Here is a 13,778-nt window from a genome sequence, read left to right as displayed (position 1 = left end):
TTCTCCGAGAAGAAAGATTTTCAGCGATCTTCGGCGCGCGCCGCTTTTTTCGCATGGGAACAGGTATAATTCAGAGAGCGATGACTAACGTGAGCCCATGTCAGATTAAGACGGAATTGGAAGCGGATCGTATTGTCGAGCCGAACGCTGATCAGGGACTGGTCGCGAAAGCCGGGGAGATTTACGACCGGCTTTACGCGAGGTATGGCGATCCGGACGTCCCGATTCATCCTCCTTTGGACGAGCTTGTGAATACCGTGCTGTCGCAGAATACCAACGACCGGAACCGCGATATCGCGTTCGCGAACCTGACCGCTCGGTTCCCCTCGTTTGAAGCGGTTCGCGACGCGGACGCGGGAGCCGTCATAGAGTGCATCCGGCCGGCGGGTCTCGCGAATCAGAAAGGTCCCCGGATCCAGGCGATCCTGAAGGCGATTACCGCGGAGCGTGGGACGTTGGACCTGTCGTTTCTTCGCGAGATGAAGCCGATCGAGGCTCGGAGCTGGCTGACGCGGTTTAACGGCGTCGGGCTTAAGACGGCGTCGATCGTGATGGCTTTCAGTTTCGGAATGCCGGCGTTTCCGGTCGACACGCATATCTACCGTGTCAGCGGCAGGCTGGGGCTGCGTCCGGAAAAGATGAGCGTTGAGGCGGCCCATGATCATTTAGCGAGTTTATTTGATCCGGGCGTCTATCGCGCGGCGCATGTCAACCTGATTTATCATGGCCGGGAGACCTGCGGCGCGCGAAAGCCGGCCTGCGGCTTGTGTATCTTGAAGGACCTCTGCGACGCGTTCCGCGACGGCAGGGTGGAACCGGCGCGGCAATGGGGCTGATCATTCTGCTGATCCTGATCGGCGGGGTCCTGGTTATCGCGGTGGATCAGGCGCGTCCGGCGGCGCTGCGGCGGATCCCGCTCGGAAGCGCGGCCGAACGGGCGCTGACTTATATCGTGATAACAGCGCTGCTGACCTTGACGCTTTTCCTGTTTCTTTTTTTAGGCGTCGGACTGATTCAATATTTTCCGGCCGCGTTCGGCGAGGCGATCTGGCTGATCGTTACGGCGCTGTTGATTGGAATTGGCGCCGCTGGCGAACTCCTGTTGAAGGATCGCCGTCCGGCGTCGGTATCGCTGGTCTGTTTGATTTTGGGTCTGGTTTCGCTCTTCCTTTGGATAATCGGACGATTGATCTGAGCTGAGCGATTCGCGTTATAAAACTTTACCCTTCCCGGACACGGGAAGACAGCATAGGAGAAATTCATATGAAGGCAGTCATGATACGCCCAAACGTCTATTGGGCAGGCGTTAACGATCGGACCTCCGAGTTATTCGAGGGCCTCTGGTCGATCCGCGACAGCGGGGTTTCGATCAACAGTTACGTGATTCTGGACGAAAAGAAAGTTTTGATCGATTGTTCCTGCGAGATCTGTACGGAGCCATATGTCCAGATGATTGAGTCGCTCGTCCCGTTGAAGGAGATCGACTATGTCGTCCTGAACCATCTTGAACCGGATCATACCGGCGCGCTGATGTATTTGCGTCAGGCGAACCCGGATATTACGTATATCGGAACGAAGAAGGCCGCGGAGATTATCGCGAATTTCTATGAAATCAGGGATCATTTCCAGATCGTCGGGGATGGCGAGGAGCTCAGGCTGGGAGAATTCACGCTGAAATTTGCGGCGATCCCGTTTGTGCATTGGCCGGAAACGATGGCGACGTACCTGGTTGAAGAAAAGATCCTGTTCCCCTGCGACGCGTTCGGCGGGTACGGCGCGCTTCCCGGGACCGTTTTTGACGACGAATGCTCTCAGGTTGAAAAGTTCGAGCAGGATACGCTCCGATATTATTCAAATATCGTCGCGGGCTTCAGCGCCAATACGAAAAAAGCGATCGAAAAATTATCGGGGTATCCGATCGAGGTGGTCGCTCCGTCGCATGGTCTCGTTTGGCGGAAGCGTCCGGAACGGATCGTCGAGCTGTATAAAAAATGGGTCCAGTACGCGGAAAGCGGGCGCGAGAAGGCGGTTACGCTCGTTTATGCGACAATGTACGGGAATACGGCCTCCTTCGCCGAGATGACGCAGCAGGCGATCGCGGCGAAGGGCCTGCCGGTTGAGATGTTTAATGTGCAGACGACGGATATCGGCGAAATTTTAGCGTCGGTCTGGAAGAATCAGGGGATTGTCGTCTGCGCGCCGACGTACGAGGGGTCGCTCTTTCCGGAAATGGTTAACTTTTTGAACATGATGAAAATCAAGAAGGTTTTCTGTCGGACGTCGGCATATTTTGGCTCGTTCGGCTGGGGCTCAATGGCGAAGAAGCAATTCGAAGCGTATGCCGGGGAGTTAAAATGGAGCGTCGTCGATAATTATCAGTTCTATGGCAAGCCGAAAACGACTGACTTCGATCGTCTCCCGGCGTTCGCTGAAAAGTTTGCGGCGGAAATTCGCGCGGCGGCGTAACGACGGATAGGGCGGGTCGGGCGATGACTTTTATTCGGAAGACGGAGGATTTTATCTGCGAAAACTGCGGAGCGGTCGTCGTTGGGAACGGGTACACGAATCATTGTCCGGTCTGCCTTTACTCGAAGCATGTCGACCGGTCGCCGGGGGATCGGGCCGCCGATTGCGGCGGGCTGATGGAGCCGGTGGCGGTGGCGCTGAAACGGGGAGAGGTGATCCTGACGCATCGCTGCGTACGCTGCGGACATGAGAAGGCGAATAAGGCGGCCCCGGAAGATGATTTCGACCGGATCCTGGAAATCATGCGCAGCGCGTCGGCGGAGAAGCTCACGGAAAACCGCGTCCGGAACCGGCGCGCTTGACGATTCCGCGGAACTGCATATAATTATAAAAGTCGGTTCGGAAACACGTGCCGACGAGAGAATAAGCGGGCATAGTTCAATTGGCAGAACACCTCCTTGCCAAGGAGAAGGTTACGAGTTCGAGTCTCGTTGCCCGCTCAGGTTAATAAGCATCCCGGCGACGTGGCCAAGTGGTAAGGCGCGGGTCTGCAAAACCCTTATCACCGGTTCAAATCCGGTCGTCGCCTCTGAACTGGTTTTTTTTTATTCTTCAGCCGTTGACACGGCTTTTTTTGTATTTATCCCATGATCACCAGTTGGAGATTGAACATGTTTCGAGAGATGCGAAGGAAAAGACAGCTTTTATCCGAAGCGGAAACGATCCAAATCTTTGAACGCGGGACGTCGGGGGTCCTGGCGCTTTCCGGCGACGCGGGCTATCCATATGCCGTCCCGTTGAGTTACGTTTCAGCTATGCATCGCGCCGTTTTTAACGGTTCTTCTTTCCTTTTTTCTTCGGCGCTTTTTTATGCCCGATATATACGCCGAATTTGGGCAGCAGCCATTCCACCGTCAGGTAGATACAGCCCGTTACCGCGATCGCGATCGCGAACGTCAGGAGCGTATTCCCCAGCCGGTTCATCCAGGCGGGATTGACGATCATCACGATCGACAGCACGACCATCAGCGTTCCACTGAAAAGCTTCAGGATCTGGCCCTGCTCCTCTTTCATTCGGTTCGAGCGCATCGTGAAAACGGCGATCAGGAAGATTACCAGTTCGTCAATCTGGTACAAAACCATGTAGAAAACCAGCAGCGCGATAAACGTCGGCGTCGATACGCCGGCGCTGACGACCAGGTTCGACCAGACGACCGGGAACGCGGCGGTGCAGGAAAATTCGACGAGCGAAACACCGACGCCGAGGATAACCGTCGCCCCGATCATCGCCCATAAATTATCGCTCTTGTTCATGACGTCGCGGATGCGCTCGTAGATACCCGGTTTATGTTTTTCGTCGATCGTCAGGGAAACGCCCTGCTTGAAGAAGAAGTAATCTTTAAAATTGATGAGCCCCATGACGAGCGTGACGACGGCGACGCCGATTTGGATCCATTTCATGAAGCTGATATAGGACAGGATCGTAAAAACGCCCGTAATGAACAGCGCGTAAATCAGCGACGTAACTGTCAGAAAAACGAACCCGATGATCAGCGTTTTTTTTCGCGATTCGGTCCGGACGATCATCGCCAACAGGATTGTCAATACCCACAGAGAGCAGGGATTGACTCCGTCGACGATTCCGATCAGGAGCGTGCTGAGCCAGATCGATTTTCCGGCGAGGTCGACTTTCCCGAGAAGCGGGACGTCGATCAACGTCGCGGAATCGCCCGGGATCGTCGGGATCGCCGGTTCTTCGCCGTTGACGATCTGAAGCGCGTCGACGACGCCGTTCTGGATCCCGTCTTCGATTGCGGCCTGAATCGATTCGCGCGTTGCCGAGCTGAAACCGGTCCAGTGCTGATTACCGATAAACGTGACCGGAACGCCGGTCGGTTCAAACTCAAAAGCGGCGGCGAACTCCTCAAATTTTTTGGCGTTGTCCGCGTTGTACCAGACTTCGAAACTATGGATAACGAGCTGGTCGCCGTACGCTTCGCTCATCTCCTGAAGAAAAACGTTCTCATCGGCGCAATGCGGGCAGCCGTCTCCATTAAAGAAATAAAGATTAACGAGGTTCAGTTCCTCCGCGTTTACGCCGGATTGCGGCCCCGAAACGCAGACCAGCAGCAGGAAAATCAGTAGAATAATTCGAATACCCGGTTTCATTAGTTTTTATCCTGTTCCGTAGGTTTTTCGGATCAACCGAACGTCGCGGAAAAGTTCCGCGCACGCTTGAATTGTACCAAATCTAAATCGGATTTAATTATCCGAGCGTTCGAACGATTATCGCGCCTGGCGAAGGATCCCGCTGCGCAGCACGGTCCCGTCAGCGCGGATGATCTCTTCGTGAAGTGGAAGGTCCCGAAAATCGTCCGCGTTCAGGCGATCGGTCAACGAGATCAGTTCCTGATTCGCTGATGGCAGGAACCGTTCGTAGTCCGGCGCATTTTCCCGCCGGAACGGGCCGCAGAGGAGCGCGTCGGGCTGGTCGGGGCGTCGTCCGATTGCATAGCGCGAATCCAGTTCGGCGAAGGTATAACCGCTGAAAACAAAAAAGGTTAACCGGTCGTTCCGACGTCGGACGCGGCGGATGAGTTCGAAAACCGCGTCCGCCTGATCGAAGGGTTCGCCTCCGCTGATCGTTACGCCGTCGATCCTGGGCGCGGCGAGGATTTCTTCGGCGACGGCGGCGACGGCGCGGAGCTTCCCGCCAAGGCGCGACTGAAATTCAGCGTTGGCGCAGCCGTCGCAGCGCCGCTCGCAGCCCTGGAGCCAGAGCGTATAGCGCGTCCCCGGTCCGTTGGCGCGGCTGTCGGCGAGGACGGCGGCGACTCGGAACGTCATTCCCCGCGTTCGGATCGGATCCGGACCGTTCGCGGCGTCCGCGGCGCGTCGTAAAATTCGGAGGTTTTGACGCGCTCGCCGGAAAGCGCGCCGATTTTCTCTTCGAGCGCGGCGGTCAGCGCGACGCAGTCCGCTCCCGGGACGCCGCGGACCTGAACGCGGGTTCTTCCGTCAGGGTCGATCGTGATTTCGATTTCTTCGAGATTTGTCATGCGGGTTTTCCTCCTGTTCATTATTTCGGGACTTCGTCCTCAGAATCGTTGGACCAGATCGTTCGGCGCTATTTGATTTTCAGGATAAGCGGACGACCGGCTCCCGATTCAGGACGCGGCGTCCGCTACGCAGGTCGATCGCGCTGACGATCAGGAAGCGGTCTGCGTCGATCGCGAAATCGACGGAAAACCGCGCTTCGCCGCGGCTTGCCGGCGGGTCGGCTTCAAGGAATTGCGCGGCGCGCGCGTTGAGGAAGACGGATTCGAACGCTTCGGACGGCTGAACCCGGTTCAGGATCCGGACTTCTCCGTTCTCATCAAACAGCAGTTCATATGGGTCGGTCGCAGTCGCGCCCGGCGTCAGGCTCCGTTCATAGATCGACAGACCGAAAAGCCGCTGGCCCGGGCGCGTCGCTTTCAGCCGCAGCGTTTTCACGACGCCCGCGCTTGGGAAAACGGCGCCGGACGGGACGATTGTCTCAAATTTGGCTTCGCCGCTCTGTCCGTCGCGGTAGCGGATCGCGTAGGAATGCGTCAGGATATCGCGGAGCGGCGTCACCCCGGATGTGGCCGCCCGAAGCGCCCCGATCGCGACGGACGTCGTCGGGTCGGTTTCGACGAACGATGATTCCGGAAAGACAGACCGGATCGCCGCGCGGATCGCAGGGATCCGGACCGAGCCGCCGATCGCGAAAAGTTTTCGGAGCGCGGACGAGTCGACGCCGTTCGCGGCGGCCGCGTTCCGAACGTCGCGGATCATGCGTTCAAGATTCAGAAGGAAATCGTGGCGCCTGAGGATTGTTTCCAGCTCCTCGCGCGTCAGCTCCATTCCGCCGAAGGTTAGCCCGCCGGGATCGTCTTCCGGCTCGAACCGCGCCGTCTCCCGCTCGCTCAGCGCGATTTTCAGCCGTTCGCAGCCGCGCAGCAGCGCGGCTCCCTGCGGGCGGAGGCGGGCGTCCTGAAGCGGGATCCCGATCCGGCCGCAGAGTTCTTCGAGGATCCAGCGATCGATATCTGCGCCGCCGGTCGACCGGCCGTCTTTGCCCCTGACGCGTATCGTTCCGCTTGAATCGTGCGCGGCGACGAGAGCCTGCTGCGTCGTTCCGCCGACGTCGAGGACGAAAAACGGTTCCCCGGATTCAAGGCGGATCCCCGCGTCCGCCGCCGCCGCGCCGGCTTCGTCAAGAACGCGGACGGCGAGATTGGGAGCCTCGAACGAACGCTTCAGCCAGTCGCGGTAAAAGTCGAAACTGTCGGTTGGGGCGGTGAAGATGAGTTCGGAGACGGTCCCGGGCGCGAGCGCAGCCTCGATTTCGATGAGCGTTTGTCGAAGAAAGCGGACCGCCGCCTCTTGCGCCGTGACGCGTTCGCCGCCGGCGCGGACGCGGACCGGGCTGTTCAGCGCGATATACCGTTTCATCCAGCGGAACGTCCCCGGCGCGGTCAGCAGGCCGGCCCGCTCGACCGGATAACCGGCGAGCGGCGTGCCTGAATTCGCGAACGAAATAACCGACGGGATCAGGAACGTTCCCGGAAGCGACAGCCGCGGAATCGGGAGCGGCGCGATCGTCCCGTCCGCGGCTTCTACGGCGGCGACCGTATGCGTGCTGCCAAAGTCGATAGCGATGCGCATGCCCGGTTTAATTCTCCTTTCGCTTTCGCTCGTTCAAGATTTTCCTGCAATTGTACCAATCGATCGCGGAGAGGAGTAGATTTACGCCTGAACCCTCGCGTGATGATAAAATGAATTTAAGAATGATCAGGAGGTTCGCCGGAATGAAAGGAAATCGGACATGCTGAATCGTATTATTGAAGCTTTCAGGGAAGCCTACGGCACTGCGCCGGATTATGTCGTTCGTTCGCCGGGACGTGTCAACCTGATCGGCGAGCATACGGATTATAACGAAGGTTTCGTTTTCCCGATGGGGATCGTTTATGATCAGTGGCTGGCGCTCCGGAAAAACGGTCGCGACGAAGTCCGCTGGTATTCGCGCGACGTGGATTCGAAGGACGCGTTTTCGATTCGCGACTTTTCGAAGAAGAAACGGTCCTGGATCCAATTCCCGCAGGGCGTCGCCTGGGCGCTCCGCGAACAGGGTTATCCGTTAGCCGGATTTGACGGTTATTCGATGGGGACGATTCCGATCGGTTCCGGGCTTTCGTCGTCGGCGGCGCTTGATTTGGTCAGCTGCGCCGCGTTTTCGCGGGCGGCGGGGTTTGACTGGGACCCGGTCGCGATGGCGAAGGTCAGTAAAGCCTGCGACAATCGCTGGATCGGATTAAACAACGGGATCATGGATCAGCTGATCTCCGCGATCGCGGAGGAAGGAAAAGCGACGCTGATCGATTGCCGCGACCTGAGTACCGAGACGTTTTCGCTCCCGGGCGAAACCGTTATCGTTATCCTGAATACAAACGTCAGGCATTCGCTTGTCGGATCGGAATATAACGATCGGCATGCGGAATGCCTCCGCGGGGCGGAGGCGTTCGGGCTGGCGTCGCTGCGCGATCTGTCGCTGGAGCGCTTTGAGGCGGAAGCCCCGGCGCTCGATCCGGTCGTGCGCCGCCGCGTCCGGCATGTTTTAAGCGAAAATCTTCGGACGCTGGAGGCGGCGAAAGCCATGGCGGCGAATCAGCCGGAGCGTCTTGGGCTGCTGATGAACGAAAGTCATGAAAGCCTGCGCGTTGATTTTGAAGTTTCCTGCGCTGAGCTGGATATCATGAGCGAGGAAGCGCGGCGGCAGCTTGGCTGTTACGGGGCGCGCATGACCGGCGGAGGCTTTGGCGGGAGCGTCGTTGCGCTTGTCCGCGCGGACGCTGCCGGGGAGATGATGGCGGGGGCAGCGGCCGGATATCAGGCGCGGACGGGCATCCAGCCGACCGTTTTCGCGACGCGGCCCTGTAAAGGAACCTCGTTTGAGCTGAATTAACGCGCGCTTCTGAATAAAAAGACCCCGGGATAAATGAATTACCCGGGGTTTCTTTATACAATCGATCGGTTTTACTCAGCCAGATAAGCGGAAATCAGTTCGGCTTCGATCACGTCCGGCTCGAGTCCGAACCAGCTGTAAAACTTCTGCATTTCGGCTTCGAGGTCGATATCCTCGCTGAGCTCCGGATAGAGCGTTTTGACGGTCCAAAGCAAGCCCAGCCCGCGGCGCGGACCGGCGCTGTCCCAGGAGAGGGTATCCTTTCCGAACGGGTAAATTTCGCCGTCCTTAACCGCGCGGAGCTCTTTCCAGGCCTCGTCTTCCTTCAGCATGGCGACGTTGGCTTTCGGGTCGTCGAAGTAATTGACGATCAGCAGGACGTCGGGATCATACGCGGCGATCTGCTCAAAGTTGACGTCCATCCATTTATTCGTATTCTCGGCGTCGGCTTTCCAGACCGGATCGCCGCCCGCGTCCTCGACCATGGAAGTCTGGAACCAGTTCGCCGGGGCGATTTTCAGCGCGTACGCGCCGTCGGCTTCCGCGAACTGAAGCAGGAGGACCTTTTTCTTCGTCTCAACTCCGGCGGCGATTTTCGCGACGCGTTCTTCGATCTCGGCGTAATAGGCAAGAATTTCAGCGGCGCGTTCCTCTTCGCCGAAAACCTTTCCAACGGCGGCGACGTCGACGACGTAGTCGGCCGGGGATTCAAGGCTCAGGTAGATGACCGGGATCCCGGTTTCTTCGAAAGCGATGCCTGCGTCTTCGCGGGTATAGCTCTTCAGGAAGATGACGTCAGGCTTCATCGCGGCAACGGTTTCGACGCTTCCGTCCTCTAACTCCGGCGTCTGGATATCCAGGAGCGACATGAATTTCCCTTTATCCTGCCCGCCGCGCCCGGTAATAACGGACGTTCGCCCGCTTTCGAACATGAACGGTAATTCGACGATCGTCCCGGTTTTCTTTCCGGCGATGACGGCCGAAGCGGCCGGGGCATTGAAGGTAACTTCGCGGCCAAGGACGTCGGTCAGCGTAGCTTCTTCCTGCTCGACGACCGTAACGGCGTCGGCGGCGATTTCCTGCGCGGCGACGGCGAAAACGCCGAAGCAGAGCGCAAGGATTAACGTGAAAATCAGACTGCGATAAATGTGTTTCATAGGAGGCCTTTCTTAGAATGAATACTTATTGAATAAGCGAAGTTTGAAGTAAGTATACTCTGAATAGCGAATCTGTCAATTCATTGGATACGGGATTTTCGTCGATTCGAGAAATTTATGGGCAGGCGAAGCCGTCGATTTCAATCGGTTCAGCACGGGGAATCAGGATCTGCACGCCCTGTTCCGGGAAGGTTTCGGCCGGCTCATAGTAGCAGAGCGTCGGGACGGAAACGTAGCGGACGAACAGGTCGTTTTCTTCACTGAAGTTCAGGTCGGCGCCCTGGAATTTAACCTGAAGCGGTTCGCTGATAATCGCGCGGAAGCGCCGGGCTTTCAGGTCCATATAGTATGGCGCGAACCATTCGGCGTTATTCGCCATCGCCTCGTCCATCATCCATTTCTTCTCATAGTCCGCGATCAGCTCGGTTCTGGGGACAGAACCGAACGTCAGCAGCTGTCGCTGGTCGATAAACAGGACGTCTTCGCCGTCCGCAGCTTCGATCGCTGCCTGAATTTTTTCGAGCGCGTCCCGCGTCGTTTCGGCGTCTGGATAGCGCTTCGGCGTCAGCGAAAACACGATCGACACGGTTGGGATCAGGATTGTCGCCGCGATCAGGAGCGAAACGGGGCGGTTCCCCCGGACGCAGCCGCGCGCCCAGCCGCCGAAGCCGTCGTTCCAGGCTAACGCAGCGACGACGAGCAGCGCGATCAGGAACATGTCGAGGTTATGCAGATTGGATCCGCCGCCGATCTTTACCGAAATCAGCAGCCCGACGGCGCAGAATCCAGTCAGCATTAACGCGATTAAACCGCGCGTTAACCGATCGATCCGCCAGCGCCGTTCCCGGTCCCAGACGGTTAGCAGCGCGATCAGCGGGAGAACGGCGATCAACAACGCGAGCAGGATTCCCGGCGCGAACGTTTCGTTCGGGAAAAGCCGGCTCAGGATCAGAGGCTGGCGGGTCAGCGAATATACGACCCATTCCCGCGTGAACATCGGCGGCGCTTCTTCGCCGTTCGGTTCCGTCTGCGTCTCCGCCGGAGCGGATCCGGGCGGCGCCGATGAAACGGCGGCTCCGGGCGCGGCGGACGGTTCGCTACGGGGAAGGAAGTTATCATGGCTCAGGTACAGCGCCGCGCCGAGGAGCGCGGCGGCGGCGAGCAGGAACGCCGTCAGCCAGCGCGTTCGGACTGGCTTCCTGGACTCGACGAAATCGATCGCCGCCGCCAGGACGGGCGGCGCGATAATCCAGGTCGAGCGCGACAGGACGGCGAACGCGCCGGCGGCCATGAGAAGCGGAAGCTGAACCCAGCGCGGGGTTTTTCGTGCGGCGGCGGTGAGCGCAATCGCGAGAACGAGCGGCGTATAGATAGGGCCCTGATTCAGGAAGAGCATCGTGAAAACGATCGGCGGGAGCGCGGCGTTTCGTTCCCACGATTCCGGATTTCCCTGTTTTCGGAGGAGCGCCCAGCCAAGGAGCAGGTACGGCACGGTAAACAGGACCGCGTTCCACGCGCGCATCATCGTAATTGTGACCTTCGGAAGCAGGAAAATCGCGCCCCATAACCCCTGCCGTCCCAAGTCGATATACGCCGGAATCGGACCGTCGCTTCGCCAGTCGTACAGGCGGCGTCCGAACAGGACGGAATAATCCCAGAAGCGGTTCCCTTCGGACCAGCCGACGCTGAACGGATAGTTATTAATCGTTTGGAGCCGTTCCGCGACGAGCGCGGAAACCGAGAAAATCAGCGAAATCCGGACGAGCGCGGCGGCGGTGAATCGTTTTTCGCGATCCGAAAGCCAGGTCGCGGCGAGGATCGCCAGCGCGAAAAGGTACGCGCGGATCCAGAACGCGCCGAACGGCTCGCTCCATGGGAGAAAGCCGTAAAGGACGAGCGGAGCAGCCGTTATCAGCGCGGCAAAACCGCGGCTCAATATCGGCGCTTTCTCTTTCAGCGGCGCGATCCGTCCGGGGGCCCAGATCAGGAAAAATACGAAGAGCGTCCCGAGGAGAAGCGCGGCGCCGATCGCGAGGAACGAGGGGACGATCCGTCCTTTCGCGAGAAATTCGGCGTAGCGGAGAAGAACCGCGCGCGACGCCAGTCCGGCGAGCGTCAGCCAGATCGCGCTGAGCCCTGTTAGGAGCGGAATGGGTTGCTGTCCGTCCGGTTTGTTCATTGCGCCGTCCGTCCTTTTCCCGCGGCGGAAGCGCGCGGCTCAGGAAAAATGATAGAATTTGTGGCGGGGTTCGCGCGGGACGTTCCGGCGGATTGACGGTCAGGGACTAAATGAAAATATCTTTGTTTCATTCCATCAATTCTAACCGAATCGCGGACGGATTTCCCGCCCGGCGGCGGAAGGTCTGCGTTGAAACGAGCGGGGAAGGAAAACAGTGGCGGACGGATTGACAGAGGTTACGATTTATACGGACGGCGCCTGCTCCGGGAATCCGGGCCCGGGCGGGTACGGCGTACTTTTAATTTCAGGAACGAACCGAAAGGAGCTTTCGGGCGGCGAGGCGGAGACGACGAATAACCGGATGGAGCTGACGGCGGTTATCGTTGGCCTGGAGGCGTTGAAACGGCGCTGCGTTGTAACGCTGTATTCGGATTCGAAGTATGTCGTCGACATGGTCGAGCAGGGCTGGATGAAACGCTGGCGGGCCAACGGATGGAGACGGTCGAAAACGGAAGCGGCGAAAAACGCAGACCTTCTCGAACGGCTCTGGGCGCTTCTCCAGCGGCATGAAGTCAGATTCGTCTGGGTCAAAGGCCACGCGTCCAACCCGATGAATAACCGCTGCGACGAGTTGGCGGTCGCGGCGTCCCGGTCGGCGGCGAAGAAATAGCGGGAATCGTGTAAAATAGTCGTATGATTGAAAAAATGATCGTGTACGGCGGCGGCGGTCACGCGAAGACCGTGATCGACCTGATCCGCGCGATCGGACGGTACGAAATCGTCGGGATTATCGACGATGAGATGGCTTTGGGGACGGAGGTCATGGGGGTCCCGGTTATCGGCGCGTCATCCGATCTTGTCCGGCTCCGCGGCCAAGGCGTGCGCTGCGCCGTGAACGCGGTCGGCGGAATCGGGAACCCTTCCGTGCGCTGGGCCGTTTTTGAGCGCCTGATCGAGGCGGACTTTGACCAGCCTGCGCTGGTTCATCCTTCGGCGGTGATCGAGCCTTCGGCGGTGATCGACGACGCGGTTCAGGTTCTTGCCGGAACGTATATCAGCTCGGATTCGCGCGTCGGCTTCGGAACGCTCCTGAACGCGGGTGTGATCCTGTCGCATGACGATCGGCTGGGCCGCTGTGTGAACTTGTCGCCGGGCGCTGCGCTGGGCGGAGCGGTCCGAATCGGCGATTTTACGCAGGTCGGAATGCGCGCGACGATCAATTTGGGCGTGACGGTTGGTCGCAGCGTCCGGATCGGCAACGGCGCGACTGTGAAAGACGACGTTCCGGACGGAACGCGAATTTTCGCCGGGGCGGTCTGGCCCGATCGAGCGGGTCGGGACGCCGGATGGAAGACATATCGAAAAATCGCCTGAATATGGGCGGGCTTTCCGTTTGGACAGCGTTTTTTTGCGTCAGGTCCGGCGGTCGGCTTTTGGGCTGAAATCAATGAAGTGAGGGGAATGAGCGAATGTTCCGGCGCAATCCGCAGGCGCAGAATACCAACCAGCAGCAGGCCGCGTCGAGCGACCGGGTCACTTCGATTTTAGGCGCGGGGATTAATTGGCGCGGAAACCTGCGCGGAAGCGGCGGGATCCGGATCGAGGGAACGTTCGAAGGCGAGATTCAGGTTCAGGGGATTATCGTTGTCGGCGAGACCGGGAGGGTATTTTGCAACAATATTCGCGCCAATACGGTCGTCGTCGCGGGGACCGTCCGCGGGAATATCTCGGCGGAAAAGCTCGAAATCCGATCGACGGGCCGGGTTTGGGGCGACGTTTACGTCGTCGGATTCTCGACGGAAGAAGGCGCTTTTTTGCGCGGGTCGGTTCGGATGGAGGAGAAGTTCGTTCTCGATCCGAGCCAGCCGCCGCCGGCGCCGTATAATCCGAATTCCGTGAGTATGTATTGAGTGGAAAATCAGGAAGTAGAAAATCGAGCGGAAAAGCGGCGGAAGCGTCCGTAAATCGAGAGGAATCAGGAGTTGCG

Annotated in this window: 14 protein-coding genes and 2 tRNA genes; 10 read left to right on the top strand and 6 right to left on the bottom strand. The window is 58.7% G+C overall.

Annotated elements, in window-relative coordinates:
• The first annotated feature begins 158 nt into the window (after window positions 1–158).
• The 6 genes from BEQ56_12715 to BEQ56_12690 all read left to right on the top strand — a co-directional run bounded on the left by BEQ56_12715 (window position 159) and on the right by BEQ56_12690 (window position 3,055).
• On the top strand, window positions 159–836 hold the full coding sequence (locus BEQ56_12715; protein ID AOH44548.1) for a hypothetical protein: 678 nt from the start codon (window positions 159–161) through the stop codon (window positions 834–836).
• Window positions 827–1,195, top strand: coding sequence for a hypothetical protein (locus BEQ56_12710; GenBank protein ID AOH44256.1), 369 nt, complete (start codon window positions 827–829; stop codon window positions 1,193–1,195). The genes BEQ56_12715 and BEQ56_12710 overlap by 10 nt, the downstream gene beginning before the upstream one ends.
• 68 nt (window positions 1,196–1,263) lie before the next feature.
• On the top strand, window positions 1,264–2,466 hold the full coding sequence (locus BEQ56_12705) for an MBL fold metallo-hydrolase (GenBank protein ID AOH44255.1): 1,203 nt from the start codon (window positions 1,264–1,266) through the stop codon (window positions 2,464–2,466).
• 23 nt (window positions 2,467–2,489) lie between these two features.
• The gene (locus BEQ56_12700; protein AOH44254.1) at window positions 2,490–2,828 is read left to right on the top strand and encodes a hypothetical protein; all 339 of its coding nucleotides are present in this window, start codon (window positions 2,490–2,492) and stop codon (window positions 2,826–2,828) included.
• 65 nt (window positions 2,829–2,893) lie between these two features.
• Window positions 2,894–2,966, top strand: a tRNA-Gly gene (locus tag BEQ56_12695).
• 18 nt (window positions 2,967–2,984) lie between these two features.
• A tRNA-Cys gene (locus tag BEQ56_12690) sits at window positions 2,985–3,055 on the top strand.
• A gap of 242 nt (window positions 3,056–3,297) precedes the next feature.
• Here the strand turns inward: BEQ56_12690 and BEQ56_12685 are convergent.
• The 4 genes from BEQ56_12685 to BEQ56_12670 form a co-directional block, all read right to left on the bottom strand.
• Window positions 3,298–4,635: a hypothetical protein gene (locus BEQ56_12685; GenBank protein ID AOH44253.1), complete on the bottom strand. Its 1,338-nt coding sequence runs from the start codon at window positions 4,633–4,635 to the stop codon at window positions 3,298–3,300.
• Window positions 4,636–4,752: 117 nt separating this feature from the next.
• Window positions 4,753–5,313, bottom strand: a complete 561-nt coding sequence (locus BEQ56_12680) for a hypothetical protein (GenBank protein AOH44252.1) — start codon at window positions 5,311–5,313, stop codon at window positions 4,753–4,755.
• The gene (locus tag BEQ56_12675) at window positions 5,310–5,525 is read right to left on the bottom strand and encodes a hypothetical protein (GenBank protein ID AOH44251.1); all 216 of its coding nucleotides are present in this window, start codon (window positions 5,523–5,525) and stop codon (window positions 5,310–5,312) included. The genes BEQ56_12680 and BEQ56_12675 overlap by 4 nt, the downstream gene beginning before the upstream one ends.
• A 79-nt stretch (window positions 5,526–5,604) precedes the next feature.
• Window positions 5,605–7,158: a hypothetical protein gene (locus BEQ56_12670; protein ID AOH44250.1), complete on the bottom strand. Its 1,554-nt coding sequence runs from the start codon at window positions 7,156–7,158 to the stop codon at window positions 5,605–5,607.
• Between the two features lie 160 nt (window positions 7,159–7,318).
• Between BEQ56_12670 and BEQ56_12665 the strand changes: the two genes are divergently transcribed.
• Window positions 7,319–8,455, top strand: a complete 1,137-nt coding sequence (locus BEQ56_12665; GenBank protein ID AOH44249.1) for a galactokinase — start codon at window positions 7,319–7,321, stop codon at window positions 8,453–8,455.
• Between the two features lie 71 nt (window positions 8,456–8,526).
• Here BEQ56_12665 and BEQ56_12660 read toward each other — a convergent pair whose 3' ends face one another.
• Together BEQ56_12660 and BEQ56_12655 are read right to left on the bottom strand one after the other, a co-directional pair.
• Window positions 8,527–9,612, bottom strand: a complete 1,086-nt coding sequence (locus BEQ56_12660) for a hypothetical protein (protein AOH44248.1) — start codon at window positions 9,610–9,612, stop codon at window positions 8,527–8,529.
• A 115-nt stretch (window positions 9,613–9,727) separates the two neighbouring features.
• Window positions 9,728–11,791: a hypothetical protein gene (locus BEQ56_12655; protein AOH44247.1), complete on the bottom strand. Its 2,064-nt coding sequence runs from the start codon at window positions 11,789–11,791 to the stop codon at window positions 9,728–9,730.
• A gap of 226 nt (window positions 11,792–12,017) precedes the next feature.
• On the opposite strand from BEQ56_12655, the gene BEQ56_12650 reads away from it, so the two are divergent.
• The 3 genes from BEQ56_12650 (at window position 12,018) to BEQ56_12640 (ending at window position 13,701) form a co-directional block, all read left to right on the top strand.
• Window positions 12,018–12,461, top strand: a complete 444-nt coding sequence (locus BEQ56_12650) for a ribonuclease HI (protein ID AOH44547.1) — start codon at window positions 12,018–12,020, stop codon at window positions 12,459–12,461.
• A gap of 23 nt (window positions 12,462–12,484) precedes the next feature.
• Window positions 12,485–13,165 (top strand): hypothetical protein, encoded by a 681-nt coding sequence (locus BEQ56_12645; protein AOH44246.1) that lies wholly within the window; start codon window positions 12,485–12,487, stop codon window positions 13,163–13,165.
• A gap of 95 nt (window positions 13,166–13,260) precedes the next feature.
• Window positions 13,261–13,701: a hypothetical protein gene (locus BEQ56_12640; protein AOH44245.1), complete on the top strand. Its 441-nt coding sequence runs from the start codon at window positions 13,261–13,263 to the stop codon at window positions 13,699–13,701.
• Window positions 13,702–13,778 lie beyond the last annotated feature (77 nt).

Source organism: Anaerolineaceae bacterium oral taxon 439 (assembly GCA_001717545.1).
Taxonomy (GTDB): domain Bacteria; phylum Chloroflexota; class Anaerolineae; order Anaerolineales; family Anaerolineaceae; genus Flexilinea.
The sequence above is the reverse complement of the archived record's forward strand: the minus strand, read 5'-3'. Positions and strand labels throughout refer to the sequence as shown.

Bases quoted from the DNA above. Each gene is read 5' to 3' on its own strand.
- BEQ56_12710 (AOH44256.1), top strand. From the start codon at position 827: ATGGGGCTGATCATTCTGCTGATCCTGATCGGCGGGGTCCTGGTTATC.
- BEQ56_12705 (AOH44255.1), top strand. From the start codon at position 1,264: ATGAAGGCAGTCATGATACGCCCAAACGTCTATTGGGCAGGCGTTAAC.
- BEQ56_12700 (AOH44254.1), top strand. From the start codon at position 2,490: ATGACTTTTATTCGGAAGACGGAGGATTTTATCTGCGAAAACTGCGGA.
- BEQ56_12685 (AOH44253.1), bottom strand. From the start codon at position 4,635: ATGAAACCGGGTATTCGAATTATTCTACTGATTTTCCTGCTGCTGGTC.
- BEQ56_12680 (AOH44252.1), bottom strand. From the start codon at position 5,313: ATGACGTTCCGAGTCGCCGCCGTCCTCGCCGACAGCCGCGCCAACGGA.
- BEQ56_12675 (AOH44251.1), bottom strand. From the start codon at position 5,525: ATGACAAATCTCGAAGAAATCGAAATCACGATCGACCCTGACGGAAGA.
- BEQ56_12670 (AOH44250.1), bottom strand. From the start codon at position 7,158: ATGCGCATCGCTATCGACTTTGGCAGCACGCATACGGTCGCCGCCGTA.
- BEQ56_12665 (AOH44249.1), top strand. From the start codon at position 7,319: ATGCTGAATCGTATTATTGAAGCTTTCAGGGAAGCCTACGGCACTGCG.
- BEQ56_12660 (AOH44248.1), bottom strand. From the start codon at position 9,612: ATGAAACACATTTATCGCAGTCTGATTTTCACGTTAATCCTTGCGCTC.
- BEQ56_12655 (AOH44247.1), bottom strand. From the start codon at position 11,791: ATGAACAAACCGGACGGACAGCAACCCATTCCGCTCCTAACAGGGCTC.
- BEQ56_12645 (AOH44246.1), top strand. From the start codon at position 12,485: ATGATTGAAAAAATGATCGTGTACGGCGGCGGCGGTCACGCGAAGACC.
- BEQ56_12640 (AOH44245.1), top strand. From the start codon at position 13,261: ATGTTCCGGCGCAATCCGCAGGCGCAGAATACCAACCAGCAGCAGGCC.